The sequence below is a fragment of the Actinacidiphila glaucinigra genome, assembly GCF_900188405.1.
GTDB classification, from domain to species: domain Bacteria; phylum Actinomycetota; class Actinomycetes; order Streptomycetales; family Streptomycetaceae; genus Actinacidiphila; species Actinacidiphila glaucinigra.
Map to the genome: position 1 here is coordinate 103,973 of NZ_FZOF01000023.1, position 23,543 is coordinate 127,515.

Annotated in this window: 24 protein-coding genes; 11 read left to right on the forward strand and 13 right to left on the reverse strand. The window is 72.0% G+C overall.

From position 1 onward, the window contains the following. Positions 1-75: 75 nt before the first annotated feature. Together CHF15_RS32675 and CHF15_RS32680 are read left to right on the forward strand one after the other, a co-directional pair. Positions 76-1,365, forward strand: a complete 1,290-nt coding sequence (locus tag CHF15_RS32675; protein ID WP_089227516.1) for a M18 family aminopeptidase — start codon at positions 76-78, stop codon at positions 1,363-1,365. Positions 1,366-1,497: 132 nt separating this feature from the next. Continuing rightward, a complete protein-coding gene (locus tag CHF15_RS32680) occupies positions 1,498-1,719 on the forward strand; it encodes a hypothetical protein (protein ID WP_018559143.1) in 222 nt (73 codons plus the stop codon). Between the two features lie 16 nt (positions 1,720-1,735). On the opposite strand, the gene CHF15_RS32685 is transcribed toward CHF15_RS32680, so the two are convergent. Both CHF15_RS32685 and CHF15_RS32690 read right to left on the reverse strand, forming a co-directional pair. Beyond that, entirely contained in the window at positions 1,736-3,523 is a 1,788-nt protein-coding gene (locus CHF15_RS32685; protein WP_089227517.1) for an NHL domain-containing thioredoxin family protein, read from the reverse strand. Between the two features lie 80 nt (positions 3,524-3,603). Continuing rightward, the gene (locus CHF15_RS32690) at positions 3,604-3,834 is read right to left on the reverse strand and encodes a hypothetical protein (protein WP_089227518.1); all 231 of its coding nucleotides are present in this window, start codon (positions 3,832-3,834) and stop codon (positions 3,604-3,606) included. Positions 3,835-4,523: 689 nt separating this feature from the next. On the opposite strand from CHF15_RS32690, the gene CHF15_RS32700 reads away from it, so the two are divergent. After that, a complete protein-coding gene (locus CHF15_RS32700) occupies positions 4,524-5,042 on the forward strand; it encodes a hypothetical protein (protein WP_089227519.1) in 519 nt (172 codons plus the stop codon). A gap of 540 nt (positions 5,043-5,582) precedes the next feature. On the opposite strand, the gene CHF15_RS32705 is transcribed toward CHF15_RS32700, so the two are convergent. Both CHF15_RS32705 and CHF15_RS45515 read right to left on the reverse strand, forming a co-directional pair. Next, positions 5,583-7,094 (reverse strand): recombinase family protein, encoded by a 1,512-nt coding sequence (locus tag CHF15_RS32705; RefSeq protein ID WP_179280073.1) that lies wholly within the window; start codon positions 7,092-7,094, stop codon positions 5,583-5,585. A gap of 33 nt (positions 7,095-7,127) precedes the next feature. After that, complete coding sequence (locus tag CHF15_RS45515) at positions 7,128-7,265, reverse strand: thioredoxin domain-containing protein (protein WP_220093348.1); 138 nt, start codon at positions 7,263-7,265, stop codon at positions 7,128-7,130. A gap of 27 nt (positions 7,266-7,292) precedes the next feature. Between CHF15_RS45515 and CHF15_RS45520 the strand changes: the two genes are divergently transcribed. Then, complete coding sequence (locus CHF15_RS45520) at positions 7,293-7,418, forward strand: hypothetical protein (RefSeq protein WP_220093349.1); 126 nt, start codon at positions 7,293-7,295, stop codon at positions 7,416-7,418. A gap of 82 nt (positions 7,419-7,500) precedes the next feature. On the opposite strand, the gene CHF15_RS32715 is transcribed toward CHF15_RS45520, so the two are convergent. From CHF15_RS32715 to pdhA, 4 genes are all read right to left on the reverse strand, one after another. After that, complete coding sequence (locus CHF15_RS32715; protein ID WP_089227522.1) at positions 7,501-7,695, reverse strand: hypothetical protein; 195 nt, start codon at positions 7,693-7,695, stop codon at positions 7,501-7,503. A gap of 104 nt (positions 7,696-7,799) precedes the next feature. Then, complete coding sequence (locus CHF15_RS32720) at positions 7,800-9,197, reverse strand: dihydrolipoamide acetyltransferase family protein (RefSeq protein ID WP_089227581.1); 1,398 nt, start codon at positions 9,195-9,197, stop codon at positions 7,800-7,802. Positions 9,198-9,249: 52 nt separating this feature from the next. Further along, on the reverse strand, positions 9,250-10,224 hold the full coding sequence (locus tag CHF15_RS32725) for an alpha-ketoacid dehydrogenase subunit beta (RefSeq protein ID WP_089227523.1): 975 nt from the start codon (positions 10,222-10,224) through the stop codon (positions 9,250-9,252). 2 nt (positions 10,225-10,226) lie between these two features. Continuing rightward, positions 10,227-11,378, reverse strand: coding sequence for a pyruvate dehydrogenase (acetyl-transferring) E1 component subunit alpha (gene pdhA, locus CHF15_RS32730; RefSeq protein ID WP_089227524.1), 1,152 nt, complete (start codon positions 11,376-11,378; stop codon positions 10,227-10,229). 310 nt (positions 11,379-11,688) lie between these two features. Here pdhA and CHF15_RS32735 point away from each other — a divergent pair, with 310 nt between their 5' ends. The 3 genes from CHF15_RS32735 to CHF15_RS32745 all read left to right on the forward strand — a co-directional run bounded on the left by CHF15_RS32735 (position 11,689) and on the right by CHF15_RS32745 (position 14,488). Continuing rightward, complete coding sequence (locus CHF15_RS32735; RefSeq protein WP_089227525.1) at positions 11,689-12,387, forward strand: response regulator; 699 nt, start codon at positions 11,689-11,691, stop codon at positions 12,385-12,387. Between the two features lie 116 nt (positions 12,388-12,503). Next, on the forward strand, positions 12,504-13,184 hold the full coding sequence (locus CHF15_RS32740; RefSeq protein WP_089227582.1) for a GntR family transcriptional regulator: 681 nt from the start codon (positions 12,504-12,506) through the stop codon (positions 13,182-13,184). Beyond that, positions 13,184-14,488 carry an MFS transporter gene (locus tag CHF15_RS32745; protein ID WP_089227526.1) on the forward strand — a complete coding sequence of 435 codons (1,305 nt, stop codon included), beginning with the start codon at positions 13,184-13,186 and terminating at the stop codon, positions 14,486-14,488. Before CHF15_RS32740 ends, CHF15_RS32745 begins: the two co-directional genes overlap by 1 nt. A gap of 15 nt (positions 14,489-14,503) precedes the next feature. On the opposite strand, the gene CHF15_RS32750 is transcribed toward CHF15_RS32745, so the two are convergent. Next, on the reverse strand, positions 14,504-15,334 hold the full coding sequence (locus CHF15_RS32750) for a maleylpyruvate isomerase family mycothiol-dependent enzyme (protein ID WP_089227527.1): 831 nt from the start codon (positions 15,332-15,334) through the stop codon (positions 14,504-14,506). Between the two features lie 132 nt (positions 15,335-15,466). Between CHF15_RS32750 and CHF15_RS32755 the strand changes: the two genes are divergently transcribed. The 3 genes from CHF15_RS32755 (at position 15,467) to CHF15_RS32765 (ending at position 17,752) form a co-directional block, all read left to right on the forward strand. Next, complete coding sequence (locus CHF15_RS32755; RefSeq protein ID WP_089227528.1) at positions 15,467-16,267, forward strand: carbon-nitrogen family hydrolase; 801 nt, start codon at positions 15,467-15,469, stop codon at positions 16,265-16,267. A gap of 91 nt (positions 16,268-16,358) precedes the next feature. Next, positions 16,359-16,727 carry a pyridoxamine 5'-phosphate oxidase family protein gene (locus CHF15_RS32760; RefSeq protein ID WP_089227529.1) on the forward strand — a complete coding sequence of 123 codons (369 nt, stop codon included), beginning with the start codon at positions 16,359-16,361 and terminating at the stop codon, positions 16,725-16,727. Next, the gene (locus CHF15_RS32765; protein ID WP_375818209.1) at positions 16,724-17,752 is read left to right on the forward strand and encodes a phosphotransferase; all 1,029 of its coding nucleotides are present in this window, start codon (positions 16,724-16,726) and stop codon (positions 17,750-17,752) included. The genes CHF15_RS32760 and CHF15_RS32765 overlap by 4 nt, the downstream gene beginning before the upstream one ends. A gap of 8 nt (positions 17,753-17,760) precedes the next feature. Here the strand turns inward: CHF15_RS32765 and CHF15_RS32770 are convergent, their stop codons facing one another. After that, positions 17,761-19,320, reverse strand: a complete 1,560-nt coding sequence (locus CHF15_RS32770) for a protein kinase domain-containing protein (RefSeq protein ID WP_089227531.1) — start codon at positions 19,318-19,320, stop codon at positions 17,761-17,763. Between the two features lie 245 nt (positions 19,321-19,565). Between CHF15_RS32770 and CHF15_RS32775 the strand changes: the two genes are divergently transcribed. After that, the gene (locus CHF15_RS32775; protein ID WP_089227532.1) at positions 19,566-21,341 is read left to right on the forward strand and encodes a protein kinase domain-containing protein; all 1,776 of its coding nucleotides are present in this window, start codon (positions 19,566-19,568) and stop codon (positions 21,339-21,341) included. Positions 21,342-21,448: 107 nt separating this feature from the next. Here the strand turns inward: CHF15_RS32775 and CHF15_RS32780 are convergent, their stop codons facing one another. The 3 genes from CHF15_RS32780 to CHF15_RS32790 form a co-directional block, all read right to left on the reverse strand. Further along, positions 21,449-22,012, reverse strand: coding sequence for a bacterial proteasome activator family protein (locus tag CHF15_RS32780; protein WP_089227533.1), 564 nt, complete (start codon positions 22,010-22,012; stop codon positions 21,449-21,451). Between the two features lie 117 nt (positions 22,013-22,129). Beyond that, on the reverse strand, positions 22,130-22,489 hold the full coding sequence (locus tag CHF15_RS32785) for a hypothetical protein (protein ID WP_089227534.1): 360 nt from the start codon (positions 22,487-22,489) through the stop codon (positions 22,130-22,132). 75 nt (positions 22,490-22,564) lie between these two features. Next, complete coding sequence (locus CHF15_RS32790; RefSeq protein WP_089227535.1) at positions 22,565-23,536, reverse strand: NAD(P)H-quinone oxidoreductase; 972 nt, start codon at positions 23,534-23,536, stop codon at positions 22,565-22,567. Between the last annotated feature and the right edge of the window lie 7 nt (positions 23,537-23,543).

A 23,543-nucleotide genomic window follows, 5' to 3' on the forward strand; every position in this document is an offset into this window, starting at 1 on the left:
GCCGGGACCGGTAAGGCGACGACGGCCCGCTCCTCCCACGAGGAGCGGGCCGTCGCGCGTCCTTATGCTTGAAGCATGAACCCTCAGCCCCACTTCGGCCGCGGCCACACCGACGACCTCGCAGCTTTCCTGACCGCCAGCCCGTCGCAGTACCACGCGGTCGCGAGCGCCGCCGAGCGTCTGGAGAAGGCCGGATTCCAGCAGGTGGCGGAGACCGAGGCGTGGGGCGCCGAGGCGGGCGGCAGGTACGTGCTGCGGGGCGGCGCGATCATCGCCTGGTACGTGCCCGAGGGCGCCGGCCCCGCCACCCCCTTCCGGGTGGTCGGCGCGCACACCGACTCCACCAACCTGCGCGTCAAGCCGCGTCCCGACTCCGGCTCCTTCGGATGGCGCCAGATCGCCGTCGAGATCTACGGCGGCGCCCTCCTCAACACCTGGCTCGACCGCGACCTGGGCCTGTCCGGCCGGCTGGTGCTGCGCGACGGGACGACGACGCTGGTCAACGTCGACCGGCCGCTGCTGCGGGTGCCGCAGCTCGCCGTCCACCTCGACCGCGGTGTCAACGACAACGGTCTCAAGCTCGACAAGCAGCGCCACATGCAGCCCGTCTGGGGCCTCGGCGAGGTCAAGGAGGGCGACCTGATCGCGTTCCTCGCGGAGGAGGGCGGCGTGGCCGCCGCCGACGTCGTCGGCTGGGACCTGATGACCCACGACGTCCAGCCGCCCGCCTACCTCGGCCGCGACCGCGAGTTCCTGGCCGCCGGCCGGCTCGACAACCTGCTCTCGGTGCACGCCGGCACCGCGGCCCTGGCCGCCGTCGCCGGGGCCGACCTGCCCTGCATCCCCGTGCTGGCCGCCTTCGACCACGAGGAGACCGGCAGCGAGTCCGACACCGGCGCCCTCGGCCCGCTCCTCGGCAACGTCCTGGAGCGCTCCGTCTTCGCCCGGGGCGGCAGCTACGAGGACCGCGCCCGCGCCTTCGCCGGCACCGTGTGCGCCTCCGCCGACACCGGCCACGCCGTCCACCCCAACTACGCGGAGAAGCACGACCCGACGCACCGCCCGATGCCCAACGGCGGCCCGATCCTCAAGGTCAACGTCAGCCAGCGCTACGCCACCGACGGCACCGGCCGCGGCATCTTCGCCGCCGCCTGCGAGCGGGCCGGGGTGCCCTGGCAGTCCTTCGTCTCCAACAACGCCATGCCCTGCGGCACCACCATCGGCCCCATCACCGCCGCCCGGCACGGCATCACGACCGTGGACGTCGGCGTGCCGATCCTCTCGATGCACTCCGCGCGCGAACTGTGCGGCGCGGACGACCCGTTCCTGCTGGCCGGCGCCCTGAAGGCGTTCCTGGAGGGCTGAGCCACGCCCCACCCGGTGAAGTCCGCCCACCGCGAGCGGACTTCACCGGCATCCGACGGTCATGAGATTCCCGCCCCCGGGTACACGAGTTCTACGAGTCCGTAGACCCAACCCAGTTCGGAGGCGGACATCATGGGCATCGGCGGTTGCATCGGCCTGATCGCGGTGGGGGCCATCCTCACCTTCGCGACCGACTGGCACATGGCCGGCGTCAATCTGGACCTGGTCGGCCTGATCATGATGGCGGTCGGCGTCATCGGCCTGGCCGCGTACATCAGCATCTTCAAGAAGCGCCGCGTCGTGGAGCCGATGCCGGTGATGGACGAACGAGCCCGCAACTACCCGCACGTGTGACGGACGTGCGGACGCGTCAGGCGTCCATCCCGGCGAGCACCAGGACGAGCCGGGTGTCCCCCTCGGCCGTCAGCCGGACGGGGACACCCCAGTCCTGCTGGTGCACATGGCAGGCCGGGAACTCGTTGTCCGGGTCGTCGTCGCACGACGCGGCCATCGCCGACACATGGAGCACCCCCTCGCCGACGTCCCCGTTCAGGACGACGTCGCGGAAGAGGTCCGTGCCCTTGCCGGCCCCCTCCAGCAGCAGCTCCGGAGGCGTCGCGCCGACCAGCAGCCGCGTCGACGGGCCGTAGCGCTCGTCGAGCTTCTGGCCGGCCGGGGCGGAGAACACCACGTCCAGCCGCAGCGGCCCCGGCGCCACGTCGGTCGCGGGCCGCTGCGTGCGGTGCGCCGCGCCCTCGACCCGCACCGCGTCCTCCGGCAGGCGCAGCCGCGTCAGCCGGTGCCGGGCGGACTCCACCACCACGATCTCCCCGCCGTCCAGCACCGCGCCCGACGGCTCCCGCAGGTCCGTGGCGAGCGTGCCGACCTCACCGGTCGCCGGGTCGAAGCGGCGCAGCGCGTGGTTGTACGTGTCGCTGACCGCGACCGACCCGTCCGGCAGGGCCGTCACCCCCAGCGGATGCTGCAGCAGCGCCTGCTCCGCGGCCCCGTCACGGTGACCGAAGTCGAACAGCCCCGTGCCGACGGCGGTGCGCACCACGTACCCCGCGCCGTCCCCGGCCCGCTCCACCCAGCGCAGCGCGCTGGTCTCGGAGTCCGCGACCCACAGCCGCTCCCCGGCGGCCGCCAGACCCGACGGTTGCGCGAACCACGCCTGATCCGCCGGCCCGTCGACCAGCCCCTCGTTGGTGGTTCCGGCCACCACGGCGACCGTCCCGTCCGCCGGGTCGTACGCCCACAGCTGGTGGACGCCCGCCATGGCGATCCACACCCTGCCGTCCCACCACGCCACGTCCCATGGCGACGACAGGTCGGTCCCGAGCGCCGGGCCCGAGGTCGCCGACCCCTGCCACCACTGCTTCCCGGTGCCGGCCACCGTCTCAAGAGCCCCGCTCGCCGGGTCGAACGTCCGCAGCCGGTGGCCCACGGTGTCCGCGACGACCACGGTGCCGTCCGGCAGCAGCGCGAGCCCCTGCGGCTCGTTGAAGTCCCCCGGGCCGCCGATCCGCCGTACGACGGTCTCCCCGTCCGGCTCCATCTCCACCAGCTGGTGCCGGGTCGAGTCCGACACCAGCAGGTTCCCCGACGGCAGCCGCAGCGCCTTCCCCGGGAACCGCAGGTCCGTCGCCACCGGCTCCGGCGCCACGTACGGCCCGTCCCCGCGGCGCAGCGTCCCCTTCGCCGCGTGCTCGGCCTCCAGCTCGGTGACCAGCACCTCCAGCGCGTGCGCGTGCCCCTCCCCGGAGTGCTGGGCGACGACGTACCCCTCCGGGTCGATCACGGTCAGCGTGGGCCACGCCCGCACGGCGTACTGCTTCCACGTCGTGAGCTCCGGATCGTCCAGCACCGGGTGGTGCACCCCGTACCGCTCCACGGCGTCGACGACGGACTCGTGCTCCGCCTCGTGCACGAACTTCGGCGAGTGCACGCCGACGATCACCACGGTGTCGCGGTGCTTCTCCTCCAGCTCACGCAGCTCGTCCAGGACGTGCAGGCAGTTGATGCAGCAGAAGGTCCAAAAATCTACCACCACTAGACGACCTCGGAGGTCCGCCAAGGTGAGGTTCTTCCCGCCGGTGTTGATCCAGCCGCCCTTGCCGACCAGCTCAGGGGCCCGGACGCGTACGCGCTTCGTCATTCGTCCAGCATCGCCGACCGCCACGTGAACGTGAAACGCCCCCACCTGAGGGCGGGGGCGTTCGCGTTCAAGTGGGCCCGTCAGGCGTCGTCGCCCGCCACGATCACGGCGCACCCACCGCACCAGTCCTGCGGGCGCCGGCGAGCGGTCCACGCGTCGCGGTGGGTCGGGTGGAAGTTGTGCTCACGTGGCACCGGTGGCGACCAGCTCCCGTACACGCCCTGCTTGTCGCAAACGGTCCAACCGGACGCCGGGACGACGTGCACAGCGGCGCCCTTGCCCATCGTTCGGTGCTGGCGCTTCGTGTTCATCGGTTCCCCTCCGCAGTCCACCGGCTCCGCTCTGTCGTGGTGCCGGGGTCGGTGATCAGACGCTGCTCCGAGCGATCTCCCGACGTCCCTCCGACCAAGCAAATCGCGGCCTATGTCGCCGCACTCTTGGAACAATGGCCCGATCTCACCGAGGATGAAGGCGACATATCGCCGTGGTCAACCGGTCCGCTTCCCGATGCGCTGGAGCATGGCGGAGGAGGCGTCCGCCCACGCGGCCGAGGTGGCTTCGTCGATGGGCATCAACTGTCACGACCCGCAGGCACGGTGCATCCGACCCTGGTGATCGCGCGGGATGCGCGGGCGAGCCGGCTGCGGGTCGGCCGGTACGGGTGCGGGCACTGCTGGCCGCTGAACGGGCGCACGGATCGAGGCCGGTGTCGTCCCGCCGGTACATCCGCCGTTGACGCGTCCTCGGGGCCGCTGTGGGTCGTGAGCGCGTGGACCCGCCACAGGACCAACGGGGCGATCGCCGACACGGCCACGACCACCGGCACGGACACCGGAAGCAGCCCAGATGCGATCACATGCGCGACCGTATTCACGGCGATGAGCGCAACGGCGACAGCGAATACATCGCGCTCGCCGGGCGAATGCGCGGAGGGCGTAGAGGTCCAGGGCCCGCCCGGTGGGTCGGCGGTGTCCCCTTGGCTGCCTTCTAGGCTGGCGCCATGGACAACGGGCTCGTTCACGAGGGAACCGCCTTCATCAACTTTCGACACTACGTGCCGGCTCCGAAGGAGCACGGGTTTCGGTGGGTCGACATCAAGCAGCTCCGCTTCTCTGCGAAGTCCCTGGCCGATAGAGAGCTGCTTGCCGCACTGATTGGGCATGAGCAGTTCCGGGACGACTATGCAGGTGGTGGAGTACTGCCGGATGGGCCCCGGCACGGTCCGTATTGGTTGCGGTTGATCACTCCCGACCTCTACGAGCCCGTGAGCCAGGAGAAGGCCGTACAGATCCTGTGGGAGTGGGTGGAGCCGCTCCGGGACTCGCCCACCAAGTTGGAGGCAGATCTGCAGCGGGAGGTGTTCGACCGCCTGACTGCAGCCGATGGCATCTACTACCTCAGCGAGCTCGGTGATGAGGCGATTCACGACTGGGGACGTGTGCACGAGTACTTCCACGAGTTCGTGCTCATCGACCGCTCGGCTGGGCAGATCACTCTCGTCGTCGCGGCCGACGACTGAGCCAAGCACCCGGGCATCCGCTACGGCAGCGGCGACGAGGTGCTCACGCCGTGTGCGGGGGCAGTCAAGGCCAACCGCCCCAACGCGATCGGTTATGGACGCCACACCAGCGGGACGCGGGCGAGCCGGCTTGTCGTCGGCCTCGACCTCGCCGATCACCCATCGGTTCCGGGCCATGCCCGACGCCGTGAGCCCCAGCGACTCGCCGACCTGCTTCACCTGCGCCCACAGCATCGAGGACGACTGCGGTTGCTCGGCGCGAGCCAGGACGCGGACGTACGACGCGACCTCCCACTCAAGCCGGGCCGCGTCCCACGCGACGGCCTGGGTTCCCACAGGTCGAGCCCACGGTCGGACAGGGTGATGAGCGGGAACTCGGGTCTACGTCACTCTTCGCCATATCCGTGTCCGTTCCGCGCCGCCCGGCGGGCCGCCCCGTCCGGCGCATCCCCGCGTTCACTGCTGGGCGTGTAAACGACGCGGGCGGCGCCCCGGGGTCCATCCGCCCGAGACACCGCCCGTCCGCCGTCAGCGGTGGCGCTATTCGCTGCTCCCCGCCCACACGATCCGGACGCGGTCTTCAGCGACGAACCGCGCACCGTGTCGGCCCTTGGTGACCTCGACGCGGTCGATGGCAAGCTTCAGCAGCTCGCGCCGCTCCAGCACCTCGGCGGCTTCCCACGCCTCCGCCAGCAACTCGCCGTCGAGGAGAGGGGAAATGTCGGCCTCCGGCGTCGGCAGCTTGGCGAGGTCGTACCGCAGCCCGTCGATGCGACCACGCAGCCGGTCAGCGAGCCGGCTGTACCGCTCGATCGCTTCGGCGCCAGTGAACTCGCCGCGAACGTAGCGCGCGTCTTCCAGGTCGCCCATGCGTGCTTCGGCGTCGGCAAGTTCGGCGGTTATCGCGTCTCGCTGCGCGAACAGTGCCGGGTCGGCCTTGTGTATCCATCGATCCGCGACGGCGTCCAGCAGCGGGTCTCCCAGCTCCAACATCGGCAGCCGAGCGAGGAACTGGAAGGTCACGTACTCGTCGACACGGATCGCCATCGCTGACGCACCGGGGCATGTGTTGCCTTGCAGCGCGCCGAGGCACCGGTACGAGTTCCCCGAGATAGCCATGGCCTTGCCACAGCCGTCGTGCGCGCAGCGAGCGATGGACGTCAGCAGAGCTGTACCGATCGGCTTCGGGTGTCGGCGACCGGCGTACTGGAACGTACGCGACTCCAGCTGAGCGATGATCTTCTCCCGTTCGGCGACCGTGATGATGCCTTCGCCGACCTCGACGACGTCGCCGGTGTCGGGGTGCCGGTACGGGACGACCTTGGACGTGTAGCGGCCGGTCTCTTTGTTCTTGATCGTCTCCGGCATGAGCCCGGCGAACGCGGGCGATCGCAGCAGATGCATGACCGTAGCCGCGTTCCACTGGCCACCACGCGGGGACAAGATTTCGTGCTCGTTGAGCAGTCGGGCGATCTTCGCCATGGGCTTGCCGTCGAGGGCTTCGTCGGCGATGAGCCGGGCGTAGACGGCGTCCTCGGGGTCGTGGACAAGCTTCTTGGTGGCGGGTTCGATCAGGAGGCCGAACGGCGGCTGTCCGCCGACCCACTGCCCGCGTGCACGGAGGTACTGCTTGGCGTGACCGACGCGAGTGCCGAGATTCTTCGACTCCGTGTATGCGAGCTCGGACAGCATCGCGATGACGAGCCGGGCGCTGTCATTAGAGGTGTCCATCCCATCCATGACGGACACGAGGCGGCCCTTGGCGGCGGTGATGGCTTCGAGGGCGTTGCCGACCTCAGCCATGCCTTTGCGCGAGAGTCGGTCGAGCTTCCAAACGATCAGCGTTCCGACGACGCCGGAGGTCACGGCGGCTAGGGCGGCTTCGAACCCCCTGCGCTCGACCTTCTTGTAGCCGGACACGCCCCGGTCGATGTGGACCTTGCGGACTTCGAGGCCGTTCCGTACGGCCCAAGCTCGGCAGTCGGCCTCCTGGCGCTCGATGGCCGTCTTCCCGTCCCGGTCGAGCGAGAGCCGGAGGTAGAGGTCGGCCAACGTGTGATGGTGCATTCGGACATCCTAGGATCGTTACTCCCTTATGGACGCCCAGAAGTCGAGAATGACGCATGTGCCCCGCAGGTCGACAACGGTGAGGTCCTGACCGCCGGTGTTGATCCAGCCGCCGTTGCCGACGAGCTCGGGGGCGCGGACGCGGGCACGAACCACGACGGCTGCCCGGACCTCGCGGCCGGTGTGCCCGGGGAGATATTCGGCACCGTCACGCGCGCGGGCGCCGTGCACGTCCTGCCCGGCGGCACGAAGGGCATCACCGCGGCCTCCGCCCGGTTGATCCCGCTGCGGGCCGCGTTCCCGCAGTAGCCGGGCCGGGGTCCGGCTCGACGGCGGAAGGGCCCGGGCAGCCGCTTGCCCGGGCCCTCCCGTCCGCCGGCGCCGCCGGAGCTCAGGGGCGCAGGTCGCTCACGGCGTCCGTGGTGGCGACGAGGCCGGAGTGGATGGTGGGGGCGAGGCTGGAACTGGCGAGGCAGAAGCCGAGGAGGACGCACAGGACCGCGTGGGAGACCTTCAGCGACTTCGCCCTGAGCAGGATGAGCGTGATCACGATCAGGAGCAGGACCACGGAGATGGATACCGCCATGGCCGTATGACGTCACAGATCGCCGCCCGGGTGGGGGCGACACGCGCGGGAAGGGCCCGGACGCACAAATGTCCGGGCCCTTCCCTTCGTCGTGTCCGGGCGGCTCAGGCCCAGGTGATCAGGCGCTTCGGGTACTCCAGGACCGCCGCGACGTCGGCGAGGAACCTGGAGCCGAGCTCGCCGTCGACCAGGCGGTGGTCGAAGGAGAGCGCGAGCGTGGTGACCTGGCGGGGCTTGACCTTGCCCTTGTGGACCCAGGGCATCTCCTTGACCGCGCCGAAGGCGAGGATCGCGGACTCCCCGGGGTTGAGGATGGGCGTGCCCGTGTCGACGCCGAAGACGCCGACGTTGGTGATGGTGACCGTGCCGCCCTGCATGTCGGCCGGCGAGGTCTTGCCCTCACGGGCCGTGGCGACGAGGTCACCGAGGGCGGACGCCAGTTCGGGCAGGGTCTTGGCCTGGGCGTCCTTGATGTTGGGGACGATCAGCCCGCGCGGGGTCGCGGCGGCGATGCCCAGGTTGACGTAGCCCTTGTGGACGATCTCCTGGTTGGCCTCGTCCCAGGCGGCGTTGATCTCCGGGTTGCGGCGGACCGCGACCAGCAGCGCCTTGGCGACCAGCAGCAGCGGGCTGACCTTGAGCCCGGCGAAGGCCGGGTCGGTCTTCAGCTCCTGGACGAGCCGCATGGTCCGGGTGATGTCGAAGGTGACGAACTCGGTCACGTGCGGCGCGGTGAAGGCGCTGGCGACCATGGCCGCGGCCGTGGCCTTGCGAACGCCCTTGATCGGGACGCGGGTCTCCCGCGCACCGGCCGCGAGGGCCGGGGCGGTCGGAGCCGGTACCGCCTGCGCGGCGGCGGGCACCTGCGCGGGGGTGGCCGGCGCGGCGGCGGGGGCCACCGCCCTCTGGACGTCCTCGCGGGTGATCGTGCCCTGCGGCCCGGTCGGGGCGACCGCGGCCAGGTCCACGCCCAGGTCCTTGGCGAGCTTGCGCACCGGCGGCTTGGCCAGCGGGCGCACCTCGGCGGGGGCGAAGGCGGCGGGGGCCGCCGGGGCCGGGGCCACAGCGGCCGGGGCGTGGCCGTTCAGCTCGCCCTGGACGGCCTGCAGGGCACCGGTCTGCGCCGGTACGGCGGCCTGCTTGCGGGGCCGGCGCTTGGTCGACGAGGCGGCGACGCCGTAACCGACCAGCACGGGCTGCCGCTTCTGCTCCGGCTCCGCGGCGGGGGCCGCGGCGGCCGGCTCCGGGGCGGCCTCGGCGGCCGCTTCGCCGGCGTCGCCCTCACCGGTGTCGACGGTGATGATCACGGTGCCGACGTCGACGGTCTCGCCCTCGGGGAAGCGCAGTTCGTGCACCACCCCGTCGAACGGGATCGGAAGCTCGACCGCGGCCTTGGCGGTCTCCACCTCGCAGACCACCTGGCCGTCGGTGACGGTGTCGCCGGGCTTGACGTACCACTTGAGGATCTCGGCCTCGGTGAGTCCCTCGCCGACGTCCGGCATCTTGAACTCACGGAAGCGCTGCGGTGCTGCCACTGTCGTCACAACCCTCTCCTCAGAACGCCAGCGAGCGGTCGACGGCGTCCAGCACCCGGTCCAGGCCGGGCAGGTACTCCTCCTCCACCCGGGCCGGCGGGTACGGGGCGTGGAAGCCGCCGACCCGCAGCACGGGCGCCTCGAGGTGGTAGAAGCACCGCTCGGTGATGCGGGCCGCGATCTCCGCGCCCATGCCGAGCTGCACCGGCGCCTCGTGCACGACGACCAGGCGGCGGGTCTTCTCCACCGACGCCTGGACGGCGTCGAAGTCCAGCGGGGACAGCGACCGCAGGTCCACGACCTCCAGGCTACGGCCCTCCTCGGCGGCCGCGGCGGCCGCCTCCAGGCAGACCTTCACCATGGGGCCGTACGCGGCCAGGGTGAGGTCGGTGCCCTCCAGGGCCGTGCGGGCCTTGTGGAGCGGGGCGGGGATGCCCTCGGTGTCGACCTCGCCCTTGTCCCAGTAGCGGCGCTTGGGCTCGAGGAAGATCACCGGGTCGTCGGAGTCGATCGCCTGCTGCAGCATCCAGTAGGCGTCCTGCGGGGTCGACGGGGAGACGACCTTGAGTCCTGCGGTGTGCGCGAAGTACGCCTCGGGCGACTCGCTGTGGTGCTCGACGGCGCCGATGCCGCCGCCGTAGGGGATGCGGATGACGACCGGGAGCTTGATCTTGCCCAGGGCGCGCGCGTGCATCTTGGCGAGCTGGGTGACGATCTGGTCGTACGCGGGGAAGACGAAGCCGTCGAACTGGATCTCCACGACGGGCCGGTAGCCGCGCAGGGCCAGGCCGATCGCGGTGCCGACGATGCCGGACTCCGCGAGCGGGGTGTCGATCACCCGCTGCTCGCCGAAGTCCTTGTGCAGGCCGTCGGTGATCCGGAAGACGCCGCCGAGCTTGCCGATGTCCTCACCCATGAGGACGACCTTGGGGTCGGTCTCCAGGGACTTGCGCAGCGCCTCGTTGAGGGCCTTGGCGATGGTCATCGTTGCCATGGTCAGTGGCCCTCCGTGCTGTCCGTGAACGACGCCTGGTACTCGGCGAACTGGGCGCGCTCCTCGTCGACGAGCGCGTGCCCGTCGGCGTAGATGTTCTCGAAGATCGACATCGGGTCGGGGTCGGGCATGGCGCGCACGGCCTCGCGGACCCGCTTGCCGAGCGTCTCGCTCTCCGCCTCGACGCCGGCGAAGAAGGCCTCGTCGGCGATGCCGTCCTTCTCCAGGTAGGTGCGCAGCCGCAGGATCGGGTCCTTGTGCTCCCACTGCTCGCGCTCCTCGTCGAGGCGGTAGCGGGTGGGGTCGTCGGACGTGGTGTGGGCGCCCATGCGGTAGGTGAAGGCCTCGACGAGCATCGGGCCCTGGCCGGAGCGGGCGTGCTCCAGGGCGGCGCGGGTGACCGCGAGGACCGCGAGGACGTCGTTGCCGTCGACCCGCACGCCGGGGAAGCCGAAGCCGGCGGCGCGCTGGTAGATCGGGACGCGGCTCTGCTTCTCGGTGGGCTCGGAGATCGCCCACTGGTTGTTCTGGCAGAAGAAGACCACGGGAGCGTTGTAGACGGCGGCGAAGGTGAAGGCCTCCGCGACGTCGCCCTGGCTGGAGGCACCGTCGCCGAAGTAGGCGATGACGGCCGAGTCCGCGCCGTCCTTGCTGATGCCCATGGCGTAGCCGGTCGCGTGCAGCGTCTGGGAGCCGATCACGATCGTGTACAGCTGGAAGTTGTTCTCGTTCGGGTCCCAGCCGCCGTGGTTCACCCCGCGGAACATCCCGAGCAGGTTGACCGGGTCCACTCCGCGGCACCAGGCGACGCCGTGCTCGCGGTAGGTGGGGAAGACGTAGTCGTCCGGCCTGGTGGCCCGACCCGAGCCGATCTGTGCGGCCTCCTGGCCCAGCAGCGACGCCCACAGACCCAGCTCACCCTGCCGCTGCAGGGAGGTCGCCTCCGCGTCGAAGCGGCGGGTCAGGACCATGTCCCGGTACAGACCGCGCAGCTCTTCGGGGCTCAGGTCGATGGAGTACTCACTGTGCTGGACGCGCTCGCCCTCGGGGGTCAGGAGCTGTACCAGCTCCGGCTCGCCCTCACGGCGCTTCGCTCCACCGCGCGTGCCCGTACGGGGCGTACGGGGCTTCGCGGCAGTGCTTTTCACGCTCACGCTTGCTCCTCCGTCTGTCCGGCCCCCGGGATCCGCCGGCGGCCAGTGCGGCTCCTGCCCGACTCGTCGCGGCGCACGGGGTGTGTGCGGCACGGCCGAGCCGGGAGTGTTGGTGGACCCGGCGGGAGGCCCTGCGAAGTGAACGTTACCCACACCTTCCGCTTTCGCGCGAAGGGTGTTCTACCTGCGGTTTTGTTTGGATTTCCTAGTAAATGGGCGTTCTCGCAGGCCACCGGGACAACGGCACGGTATCCCGAGGATCGATTCTTCGTAAGAGGTCGGCGCGGGTCGCGTGTGCAACGCTGAACTTGTGACCGAAAAGTCGGGTATCACGGTTTTCCTACTGGACGACCATGAAGTCGTCCGGCGCGGGGTGCACGAGCTCCTCGCCGCCGAGGACGGGATCGAGGTCGTCGGCGAGGCCGGCACGGCCGCCGAGGCGCTGGCCCGGATCCCCGCCGTGCGCCCCGACGTGGCGGTGCTGGACGTCCGGCTGCCGGACGGCAGCGGGGTCGAGGTGTGCCGGGAGATCCGCTCCTCCCAGCCGGGGGTCGCGTGCCTGATGCTCACCTCCTACGCGGACGACGAGGCCCTCTTCGACGCGATCATGGCGGGCGCGTCGGGCTACGTGCTCAAGGACATCCGCGCCAGCGACCTGGTCGGCGCCGTACGGGACGTCGCACGGGGCCGGTCGCTGCTGGACCCGGTCGCCACCGCGCGCGTCCTGGAGCGGCTGCGCGGCGGCGGGGAACGCCAGGAGGGCCGCCTCGCCGATCTGACCGACCAGGAGAAGCGGATCCTCGACCTCATCGGCGAGGGCCTCACCAACCGGCAGATCGGCGACCGGCTGCACCTCGCCGAGAAGACGGTCAAGAACTACGTCTCCTCCCTGCTCGCCAAGCTCGGGATGCAGCGGCGCACCCAGGCCGCCGCCTACGTCGCGCGGCTGCGCAGCGGCGGCTCCGCGGGAACGGACACGGGAGCGGGCCCCGGGCCGTCCGGATCCTGACCGCCCCGGCCCGTCGAGGCGACCCACGTACCAGTCCGTATGCCGGAGGCGGAGTGCGTCCGCATGCCGGACGCGGACTGCCGGCGCATACGGCTTGTATCTATGATGTGCGCATCATGACCCGAAGCCCCGTCGCGACCGCCGGCACCACCGCCGAGCCGGCCGTCAAGCAGCCGCCCGCCGCCGAGCGGGTCTACACCCATGTCAAGCAGGCGGTGCTCGACCGCCGCTACGAGGGCGGCACCCTCCTGAGCGAGGGCGAGCTGGCCGAGGCGGTGGGCGTCTCGCGCACCCCCGTCCGCGAGGCCCTGCTGCGCCTGGAGGCCGAGGGCCTGCTGAAGCTCTACCCGAAGAAGGGCGCCCTGGTGCTGCCGGTCTCCGCGCAGGAGATCGCCGACGTCGTGGAGACCCGGCTGCTCGTGGAGCGCCACGCGGTGACGAAGGTGGTGCCCGCCCCGGAGCGGCTGCTGACCCGCCTGGAGGAGCTGCTGGACGAGCAGCGCGGCCACGCCGCCACCGGCGACCTGGCCGCCTTCGCGGCGGCCGACCGCTGCTTCCACGCCGAGATCGTGCGCGCCGCCGGCAATCGCATCCTCTCCCAGCTGTACGACCAGCTGAGGGACCGTCAACTGCGGATGGGCGTGGCCACGATGCACGCCGAGCCGGGCCGCATCGCCAAGAACGTCGCCGAACACACCGAGATCCTCGCGGCGTTGCGCGCGGGGGACAGCGCCTCGGCGGCCATGCTGGTCGAGCGGCACGTCAGCTGGGTGAGCCACCTGGCCCGGGGGGAGTAATGGCAACGAGCGGCACCACCGTCGGTGAACCGCCCGGCGGCACCAGGGCGGTCGCCGTCTGGAGCATCGGCACCCTCGTCTACACGGTCGCGGTCGTGCACCGCACCAGCCTCGGCGTCGCCGGCATCGACGCCGCGGAGCGCTTCCACATCGGCGCCTCGGCGCTGTCCACCTTCTCGATCCTGCAGGTGCTGGTCTACGCGGGCATGCAGATACCCGTGGGCCTGATGGTCGACCGCCTCGGCACCAAGAGGGTGCTGAGCATCGGCATCGTCCTGTTCACCGCGGGCCAGCTCGGCTTCGCCCTCTCCCACGCGTACGGCCCCGCCCTGGCCGCCCGCGCGGTGCTGGGCTGCGGCGACGCCATGACCTTCGTGAGCGTGCTGCGGCTGGGCTCGCGCTGGTTCCCGGCCCGCCGCGGGCCGATGATCGCGCAGGGCGCCGCGCTGTTCGGCGTGGCGGGCAACCTGCTGAGCACCGTGCTGCTCGCGCGGCTGCTGCACTCCGCGGGCTGGACCTCGACCTTCGTGGGCACGGCGCTGGGCGGCGCGCTCGTCCTCGTCCTCGTGCTGGCCTTCATGAAGGACCACCCCGAGGGCTTCGAGCCGGCGCCCCCCGAGCACCCGGGGCGCGGTTACGTGAAGCGGCAGATCGCCGCCGCCTGGCGGGAGCCCGGCACCCGGCTGGGGATGTGGACGCACTTCACCACCCAGTTCTCCGGGATGGTCTTCCTGCTGCTGTGGGGGCTGCCGTACCTGGTGGAGGACCAGGGGCTGTCCCGCGAGACCGCGGGCACCCTGCTGACGGTGGTCGTGATCGCCAACATGGTCTTCGGGATGCTCTTCGGCCAGATCATCGGCCGCCACCACGGCGCCCGGATGCCGCTCACCCTGGGCGTCGTCGGGGCGACCGCGGTGATGTGGGCGGTGGTCCTGGTCTGGCCCGCGGACCACGCGCCGCTGTGGCTGCTCGTGCTGCTCTGCGTCGTGCTGGGCACCTGCGGGCCGGCGTCGATGATCGGCTTCGACTTCGCCCGCCCGGCGAACCCTCCCGAGCGCTTCGGCACCGCCTCCGGCATCGTCAACATCGGCGGCTTCACCGCCTCGATGGCCGCGCTGCTGGCCATCGGCGTGCTGCTGGACGCGAGCGGCGACGACTACCGGGTGGCCTGGAGCAGCGTCTTCGTCCTCCAGGCCCTGGGCCTGAGCCAGATCCTGCGGCTGCGCGGCCGGGCCGCGCGGCTGGAGCGGCAGCGCATCGCCGTCAGCCGCGTCGAGAGCGTCCACGTCCCCGCCGGGACATGAACGCTCCCCCCGGCGTCACTGCGTGACGGCGATGTTCGCCAGGATCGCGTCGGCCAGCGACCGGTCGCCCTCGGTCTTCAGCCGGTCCTCCACGGCGGCCGCGCGCGTACGGCCGCAGGTCAGCCGGACGAAGGTCTCCCAGTCCAGGGTCAGCGTGACCGCGGGACCGAGCGAGACGCTGCCGTCGATCGAGCCGTGGCCCTCGGTGTCGACCCGGACCGTCCGCATGAACTCCAGCTCACCGTGGACGTCGAACACCACGGCGGAGCCCGCCGGGGCGCCCGCGCGCTCGGCGACCACCTTCGGCAGCTCGGCGAGGATGTGGTCCCGGGCGACGACCGCGCCCGGCGAGTCGAGGTTGCCGGGCTCGCCCAGCGCCCGGCGCAGGTCCTGCTCGTGCACCCACACGTCGAAGACCCGCCACTTCAGCAGCTCCTCGAGGGTCGTCTCCCTGCCCATGGGACCGCGGACGGTGTCCTGCGCGCCACGGGTCTCGTTCCGCAGCTGCCGGGAGCGGCGGATGATGGTGTAGTCGAGTTCGCCGACGACCTCCGGCGCGGTGTGGTGCCGCCGCTTGTCGACCGGCACCTCCACGTAACGGGCGTGCTCCGTGGCCATGTGCCGCAGGTCGCTGGGGAGCGTGTGGATCGGCCGGGGATCGCCGAGCAGCTCGCACTCGAACCCGATCACATGCGACACGACGTCGCGCACGGACCAGTACGGGCACTCGGTCGGCCGGTTCCAGGCGCCCGCCGGTACGGGACGGACCAACTCGGCTATGGATTCTATGGAGTGGGTCCAGGCGTCGATGTACGGCTGGATCTGGCTGTGGACGGTGCCGGTCACGGGACCCCTCGACGGTCGGAGCGCGGTCGTGGTGTGCGCCTTAAATTACGCTGCGCAGTGACACCACGGGAGTGCTTTCGTGTGACGATCGTAGGCCCGCAAGAACGTGCCGAACTCATGGGCGGTGGTAGTGTGCGCGTTTCCCTGCTCCAGATCGACGTCGACCCGGGCGAAGCGGTGGACGCCCGGCGCGAACGGGTCGCCTCGCTCGTCCGCGGACAGGCCGGGTCGGACCTGGTCGTCCTGCCCGAACTGTGGCCCGTCGGCGCCTTCGCCGCCGATCTTTTCCAGCCAGAGGCCGAGCCGCTGCGGGGTCCCACCGCCGAGGTCATGAGCGCCGCGGCGCTCGACGCGGGCGTCTGGCTGCACGCGGGGTCGATCGTCGAGCGCGCCCCCGACGGCGCGCTGTACAACACCTCGCTGCTCTTCTCCCCCGACGGCGAACTGCGCGCGACCTACCGCAAGATCCACCGCTTCGGCTTCGACCGGGGCGAGGCCGTGCTCATGAGCGCCGGCGACCGCATCGTCACCGGCGACGTCCAGGGCGTCACCGTGGGCCTGGCCACCTGCTACGACCTGCGCTTCCCCGAGCAGTTCCGGCTGCTCGTCGACGCGGGTGCCACCGTCCTGCTCGTCCCGGCCGGCTGGCCCGCCCGGCGCCGCGAGCACTGGACGCTGCTGGCCCGCGCCCGCGCGATCGAGTCGCAGGCCTATGTGCTGGCCTGCGGTACCGCGGGCACCCACGCCGGGGTGGAGCTGGCCGGGCACAGCGTCGTCGTCGACCCCTGGGGCGCCGTCCTCGCCGAGGCCGGACCGGGGGAGGAGGTCCTCACCGCCGACCTCGACCCGGGCCTGGTGGCGAAGACCCGGGCGGACTTCCCGGTGCTGCGCGACCGCGTGCTGGGCCTGCCGGTGCCGGATTCAACCGGTTGAGGCGGTATGGCCCCATCAGGGACCATCGGCCCCGGAGGTGGGGGCGGAGTGCTCTGCGCCTCCGGGGGGCCGGACCGGCAAGGTGGTTCCCATGGAATTCGAGGGGCGCGCTGCGCTGGCGCTGCTGGGAAGGGTTCGGTACGGGCGGCTGGCGCTGACGCGGGGGGCCCTGCCGTACATCGCCGTGGCCCGGCACGTCGTCACCGACGACTCCGTGCTGATCCGCACCGACCGCTCATGGGGTGTGGACGGCACGGTCGTGGCCTACCAGGCGGACGACCTCGAAGCGGGCTGGGCGGTGCAGTTCCTCGGGACGGCGCGCGCTTTCCACCCGTCGACGGCACAACAGGCGCTCTTCGGCACAGATCGTCAAAACGATACAAGCCGGGAGCCGGGCCATGTGTACGTACGGCTCGACCCGCGAGTCCACCACCGGAATGATCTAGCATCTGCCTGGTGATCGGGAGTTCGGCGACGGCGCCGCCCTCCGCCGGGACACTGGACACCCTGCTGCGCCGATACACGGACGCCGGCGCCCCGCTGTCCTGCGAACCCGTTGCCCAGGGCCTACTGAACCGGGGATTCCGGCTGGCCACCACCCGCGGCCGCTACTTCCTCAAGCTGTACGTCGACAGCGCCACCTCCGACTCCGCCGTCATCGCCCGGCAGCACCGGGCGACCCAGCGGCTCGACGAGGTGGGCCTGCCCGTCGCGCCGCCGGTGCCGGACGCCGACGGGCGCACCGTCGCCGTGGTCGGCGGCCGCCGCTTCGCGCTCTACCCGTGGGTGGAGGGACGGCACCGCGAGGGCGGCGAGCTCACCACCGCCGACTCCCGCCGCCTCGGCGCGCTGCTCGGTCTCGTCCACACCACCCTGGCCCAGGTGCAGCCCGCCCCCGAACCGGGCCGGCACGCCAGCGCCGACCCCGAACTGACCTACGCGCTGATCGCCGCACTGCTGCGCCGGGTGCGCGTCCGCGCCCCGCGCGAGACCTTCGACGAACTGGCCGAGCACCGGCTGCTGGAGCGCCGCGCCCTGCTGGAACGTCACGCCCACCGCCGCCCGCCCGACGCCGCCGGCCCGGTGTCCGGCTGGGTGCACGGCGACTTCCACCCGCTCAACCTGCTCTACCGCGAGGACGAACCCGTCGCCATCGTCGACTGGGACCGGCTCGGCGTGCGGCCGCGCGCCGAGGAGGCGGTACGGGCCGCGGTGATCTTCTTCGTGCAGCCCGGCGGCGCCCTGGACCTCGACAAGATCCGCGCGTACGCAGGGGCCTACCGCGGCGCCGCGGGCGTGGCGGAGGACGAACTGGCCGCGGCCGTGCACCGGGTGTGGTGGGAGCGGCTCAACGACTTCTGGATGCTGCGCTGGCGCTACGTCCTCGACGACCGCAGGACCGACCCCCTCTTCCCGGCCTCGTCCGCCCTGGTCGTCTGGTGGACCGCGGCGTACGAGGCCGTGCTGGAGGCCTTCACGGGCTGACCCCGAGGTCAGCGGGCCGGCCGGTCGCCCGTGACACCGCCGTCCGCGCCCTCGGTGCCGGCCGTGCCGCCGCTCGCGGACTCGGTCGGCGTCGGCTCGGTCGGCGTCGGCGTGGGCGGTGCGGAGCTGGCCGGGGCGCTCGGCTCCTTGGTCGGCGCCTCGGAGGTGGCGGGCGCCTCGGAGGTCGGCCGCGTGTAGGAGGGGGTCGAGTTGTACGACGGCTTCTCCGTGACGCCGCCGGTGCTTTCCTGCGTGTCCTGCGTGGAGTCGTCCCGGGTCGGCTGCGACGTCGGCTTCTCCGGCTGCGACTGCGTCGGCGTCACCTTCTCCGCCGGGGGCTCCTTGTCACCGGTCTTGGAGACGGCGAAGTAGATGCCGAGCGCCACCGCGAGCACCGCCGCGATCACGAACAGCGCGGGCTTGACCCAGCGCCCGCCGCCGTGCGGGGGCATCGCGCCGTTGTAGCCGTGGTCGCCGCCGTCACCGCCGGGCGGCCCGAGCAGCAGCGGCGGCTGCAACTCCGCGGTGTTGTGCGGGTTCTGCTGCCCGTACTGCGGGGGGACGCCCATCGGCGCGGTCGGGGCGGCGTTCGGCGCGGGCACGTAACCGGTGTTCCAGGTGCCGGTGTGGCCACCGCGCTCGCTGAGCATGCCCAGCGCGTACTGGACGACGCCGCGCATCTCCTCGGCGGTCTGGAAACGGTCGTCCGGGTGCTTGGCGAGGGCGTGCAGCACCAGCCCGTCCAGCTCCGGCGGCACCCGGTCGCTGAGCTGGGAGGGCGGCCGCGGCTCGTCCTGGACGTGCTGGTAGACCACCGACAGCGGGGTCTCGCCGGTGAACGGCGGCCGCAGCGCGAGGAGTTCGTAGAGCAGGCAGCCCGTCGCGTACAGGTCGGAGCGCGCGTCCACCGTCTTGCCGAGCGCCTGCTCCGGCGACAGGTACTGCGGGGTGCCCATGACCATGCCGGTCTGCGTCATCGTGGTCGAGGCGCCGTGCAGCGCCCGCGCGATGCCGAAGTCCATCACCTTCACCGCGCCGGTGTTGGTGATGATCACGTTCGCCGGCTTGATGTCCCGGTGGACGATGCCGTGCGCATGGCTGTAGGCCAGCGCCTCCAGCACGCCCGAGACGATGATGAGCGCCTGGTCGACCGGCGGCGGCTGGTCGGAACCCAGCAGCAGGTCGCGGATCGTGCGGCCCTCGACGAGCTCCATCACGATGTACGGCACGGTGCCGCCCGGCGTGACGTCCTCGCCCGAGTCGTACACCGCCACCACCGCATGGTGGTTGAGCCCGGCGACCGACTGCGCCTCGCGTGTGAAGCGGGCCTTGGACACCGGGTCCTCGGCGAGATCGGAACGGAGCAGCTTGACGGCCACCGTCCGCCCCAGGCGCACGTCCTCCGCAGCGAAGACCTCGGCCATGCCGCCGCGTCCGAGACGCCCGGTCAGCCGGTAGCGGCCGTCGCCCACCAGGCCCGCGGCCCCCCACAGCTCGGGCGAGTCGGGCACGCCCCGGCCGTCGGCAGAGGGCTCGTCAGGGCCCCCGGCGGCTGTCGTCTGTGCCATCAGTCCTCGCCGTCGATCGTCGCCGTACAGGGTCCTCCAGCGCACCACGCTACCGCGTTCCGTGACGGACGCGCTCCCGTGCCACCCGTGCCCCCGATGAAGGGATTCATACGCATCCGGTGACGAACAGGTCAACGAACTTGACCTGTCCAGGCCGTCCGGCAGACTGGGCTGGCAGGATCGGGACAACTGTCTTGTGCGTACGCGCGGTGCGCCCAGGGGGAACGTCAAGGGGACGGGTACGGATGAGCGGGGACGGCACGCGGGGCACTCATTCGGGGCGCTCGGTCGGTAACGGTCGCTACGTACTCCGCGACCTGCTGGGACAGGGTGGCATGGCCGCCGTGCACCTGGCACACGACACAGTGCTGGACCGTCCGGTGGCCGTCAAGACGCTGCACACGGACCTCGGCCGGGAGCAGTCGTTCCGCGAGCGGTTCCGGCGCGAGGCGCAGGCCGTCGCCAAGCTCAACCACACCAACATCGTCTCGGTCTTCGACTCCGGCGAGGACACCGTCGACGGCGCGCTCGTGCCGTACATCGTCATGGAGTACGTCGAGGGCAAGCCGCTGCGCGACGTGCTGGACGAGGACATCGCCCAGTTCGGCGCCATGCCCACCGAGAAGGCCCTGAAGATCACCGCGGACGTGCTCGCGGCGCTCTCCGAGAGTCACAGCATGGGCCTGGTCCACCGGGACATCAAGCCGGGCAATGTGATGCTCACCAAGCGCGGCGTGGTGAAGGTGATGGACTTCGGCATCGCCCGCGCGATGCAGTCCGGCGTCTCGTCGATGACGCAGACCGGCATGGTCGTCGGCACCCCGCAGTACCTCTCGCCGGAACAGGCGCTGGGACGCGGCGTGGACGAGCGCTCCGACCTGTACTCGGTGGGCTGCCTGCTCTTCGAGCTGCTCACCGGGCGGCTGCCCTTCGACGGCGACTCCCCGCTGTCCATCGCCTACCAGCACGTGCAGGAGGTCCCGCCGGCCCCGTCGGCGCTCAACCGGGCGGTGCAGCCGGGCGTCGACGCGCTCGTCGCCCGGGCCCTGAGGAAGAACCCCGCCGAGCGCTTCCCCACCGCCGACGCCATGCGCGACGAGGCGGAGCGGGTCGCGGCGCCGGGCCGCGGCGCGGCGACCACACCGCTGATCATCGGCGGCGGGCCGCGCCCGCGCGGCCGCGGCGAGGAGGTCTCCTCCGCGGTCTTCCCGCCGGTGCAGGGGGACCTGCGGACCCCGCCGCCGCACGTGCAGACCCCGTACCAGGCCCCGGCCCCGGCTCCGTACCCGCAGCCGCAGCCGCGGCAGCAGCCCCCGCAGCGCTGGGGCACCGGCGGTCAGGGAGCCGGCGCCCACACCCCGCCGCCCAACCCCGCCTACGGCTACCCGCAGAACGCGCACGCGCCCCACCAGGCGCACCCGCAGGCCGCGCAGCAGCACGCCACCCCGCCCTACACGATGCGCCCGGGCACCCCGGCGGGCGGCGGTCGCAGGGGCGGCGGCGTCTCGACGGCGGTCGTCGCCATCGGTGCCACGGTCGCCGTGATCGCGGTGGTCGCGGTGGTCATCATCGCGATGGCGATGGGCGAGCAGGGCGAGAAGGGCGACACCGGCGGTACCGGCGGCACTCCCACCTACGACTCGCGGCCCGGCGCCTCCGCCACCGCGACCGCCACCGACCGCCGCGAGTCCCCCTCGCGACCGGCGGACGAGGAGCCCGCGCCGGGCGTCAGCCAGGCCGACCAGACCCGCACCATCGACGCCTCGCGCTGCACCGAGGCCACCAAGAGCTACCTGGGCGACGACCCGGACGCCGTGGTGATGCCGGACTTCTTCACCAAGTACGTCGACTCGGTCAAGTCCTGCATGGACGCCGCTGGTTGGGACTACGAGATCAAGTACCGCAACGAGCAGATCTACGGGAAGGGCGCGGTCGTCGACCAGAAGCCCAAGACCTACGGCGCGTTCAAGCCCGAGAAGGACAAGATCACCATCTGGGTCTCCACCGGCCAGGGCGGCTGACCCCCCGGCGTCCCGCGGACGCCCCCACGGCAACGACGGACGGCGGGTGACCCCATGGGTCCCCGCCGTCTGTACCTACGCGTACGTACCGTCCTGGTGCCGCCGGCTCACAGATACGGGCCGGTGCGCGCCCCGCCCGGGGCGTTCCCCTCCTCGTCGCCCTCGTGGCCCACACCGGGCGGCAGCGCGCGGCGCATCTGCTCCAACTGAGCGCGGGCGGCCATCTGCTGGGCGAACAGGGCGGTCTGGATGCCGTGGAAGAGGCCCTCGAGCCATCCCACCAACTGCGCCTGGGCGATCCGCAGCTCGGCGTCGCTCGGCACGCCGTCCTCGGCGAAGGGCAGCGAGAGCCGCTCCAACTCCTCGACGAGCTCGGGGGCGAGCCCCGCCTCGAGCTCCTTCACGGAGCTGTGGTGGATCTCCTTCAAGCGCACCCGGCTCGCCTCGTCCAGGGGCGCAGCCTTGACCTCTTCCAGGAGCTGCTTGATCATGCTGCCGATCCGCATGACCTTCGCGGGCTGTTCGACCATCTCCGTCACGGGGACCTCGCGCTGCTCGTCGCCTTCTCCGGCGCGGTCGGCGTGTCCGCCGCCGCCGAGGGCCATCCCGTCCGGGCCGACGACCAGGACCTGCGGGCTCTCCTGCGACCGTTCGTTCATCGGCATCTCCATGCCGCCATTGTCGCGCACCGGCACCTCTCCGGAATGTCTGCCCCCCACCGCCCCGCGCTACCCCTCCCGGCCGCCCTCGTCCACCGCCGGGCCGACCCGGTGCGCGGCGCGAGGGGCTCAGCGGCCACGGCGCAGCCGCAGACCGAGGAAGCCCAGGCCCAACCCGATCAGCACCAGCCCCACACCGAGCGGCAGCACCTCCAGCACCCGCCCCACGGGCGCCCGGACGGCGGCCGGCCCCTGGTCCTGAGGCTCCTCGACGCGGACGGGGAGGGGCGCCGAGGACCGGTCCTCGTCCGCGCCCGGGGTCGTCTGCGGCGGCTCCGCCCGCCCGGGGTGCCTGCGCCCCTCACCGGACTCACTGCCGGCCAGCCCGGAGGACGCCGCCGGATGGGGAGGGGGCGGCGCGGCGGCGCCGGTGACCAGGAGGGCGACTCCGGTCACCGTCGCCGCCACGACCACCTTCCGCAACTCCATGCTTCCAGCGTCACACGGAGCGTCACGGGCGGCCAGTCGTGCCCGTGGGGGCCGTACCGGCCGTCCGGCGGCGGTTCAGAGCGTGAGCAGCACCTTGCCGACGTGGGTACTGGCCTCGACCAGCCGGTGCGCCTCCGGCGCCTCGCGCACGGGGAGCGTGCGGTCCACGACCGGGCGCACCGCCCCGGACTCCACCAGCGGCCAGACGTGCTCCCGCACCGCCGCCACGATGGCCGCCTTCTCCTCCAGCGGCCGTCCGCGCAGCGAGGTCGCGGTGATCGCGGCCCGCTTGGCCAGCATCCTGCCGAGGTCGAGCTCGCCCTTGACGCCGCCCTGGAGCCCGATGACGGCCAGCCTGCCGTTGACCGCGAGGGCCTCGACGTTCCGGCCCAGGTACTTCGCGCCCATGATGTCGAGAATGACGTCGGCCCCGCCGAAGGCCTTGCGGACCTCGGCGGTGAAGTCCTGCTCGCGGTAGTTGATCCCGAGGTCCGCGCCCAGCTCGCGGCACTTCGCGAGCTTGTCCTCGCTGCCCGCGGTGACCGCGACCTTGGCGCCGACCGCCTTGGCCAGCTGGATCGCCATGGTGCCGATGCCGCTGGAACCGCCGTGGACCAGCAGCGTCTCGCCGGGACGCAGGTGGGCGATCATGAAGACGTTGGACCAGACGGTGCAGACCACCTCGGGCAGGGCCGCCGCCTCGACGAGCCCCACCCCCTTGGGCACCGGCAGCAGCTGCCCGGCGGGGACGGCGACCTTGCCCGCGTAGCCGCCGCCCGCGAGCAGCGCGCACACCTCGTCGCCCACGGACCAGCCGCTCACCCCCGGGCCGAGGGCGGCGACACGGCCCGAGCACTCCAGGCCCGGGTAGGGGGACGCGCCGGGCGGCGGGTCGTAGAAGCCCTGCCGCTGCAGCAGGTCGGCACGGTTGACGGCGGTCGCGGCGACCTCGACCAGCACCTCGCCCTCGGCGGGTACGGGATCGGGGACCTCGGCCCAGACGAGCGCGTCGGGACCGCCGGGTTCGGGGATGGTGATCGCATGCATGCCGCCG

Coding starts and splice junctions, on each gene's coding strand:
- CHF15_RS32770 (WP_089227531.1), bottom strand. CDS start 19,320: ATGGCACAGACGACAGCCGCCGGGGGCCCTGACGAGCCCTCTGCCGAC.
- CHF15_RS32790 (WP_089227535.1), bottom strand. CDS start 23,536: ATGCATGCGATCACCATCCCCGAACCCGGCGGTCCCGACGCGCTCGTC.
- CHF15_RS32715 (WP_089227522.1), bottom strand. CDS start 7,695: ATGGCGGTATCCATCTCCGTGGTCCTGCTCCTGATCGTGATCACGCTC.
- CHF15_RS32745 (WP_089227526.1), top strand. CDS start 13,184: ATGGCAACGAGCGGCACCACCGTCGGTGAACCGCCCGGCGGCACCAGG.
- CHF15_RS32740 (WP_089227582.1), top strand. CDS start 12,504: ATGACCCGAAGCCCCGTCGCGACCGCCGGCACCACCGCCGAGCCGGCC.
- CHF15_RS32685 (WP_089227517.1), bottom strand. CDS start 3,523: ATGACGAAGCGCGTACGCGTCCGGGCCCCTGAGCTGGTCGGCAAGGGC.
- CHF15_RS32700 (WP_089227519.1), top strand. CDS start 4,524: ATGGACAACGGGCTCGTTCACGAGGGAACCGCCTTCATCAACTTTCGA.
- CHF15_RS32775 (WP_089227532.1), top strand. CDS start 19,566: ATGAGCGGGGACGGCACGCGGGGCACTCATTCGGGGCGCTCGGTCGGT.
- CHF15_RS32720 (WP_089227581.1), bottom strand. CDS start 9,197: ATGCCGGACGTCGGCGAGGGACTCACCGAGGCCGAGATCCTCAAGTGG.
- CHF15_RS32675 (WP_089227516.1), top strand. CDS start 76: ATGAACCCTCAGCCCCACTTCGGCCGCGGCCACACCGACGACCTCGCA.
- CHF15_RS32680 (WP_018559143.1), top strand. CDS start 1,498: ATGGGCATCGGCGGTTGCATCGGCCTGATCGCGGTGGGGGCCATCCTC.
- CHF15_RS32725 (WP_089227523.1), bottom strand. CDS start 10,224: ATGGCAACGATGACCATCGCCAAGGCCCTCAACGAGGCGCTGCGCAAG.
- CHF15_RS32780 (WP_089227533.1), bottom strand. CDS start 22,012: ATGGAGATGCCGATGAACGAACGGTCGCAGGAGAGCCCGCAGGTCCTG.
- CHF15_RS32690 (WP_089227518.1), bottom strand. CDS start 3,834: ATGAACACGAAGCGCCAGCACCGAACGATGGGCAAGGGCGCCGCTGTG.
- CHF15_RS32785 (WP_089227534.1), bottom strand. CDS start 22,489: ATGGAGTTGCGGAAGGTGGTCGTGGCGGCGACGGTGACCGGAGTCGCC.
- CHF15_RS32760 (WP_089227529.1), top strand. CDS start 16,359: ATGGAATTCGAGGGGCGCGCTGCGCTGGCGCTGCTGGGAAGGGTTCGG.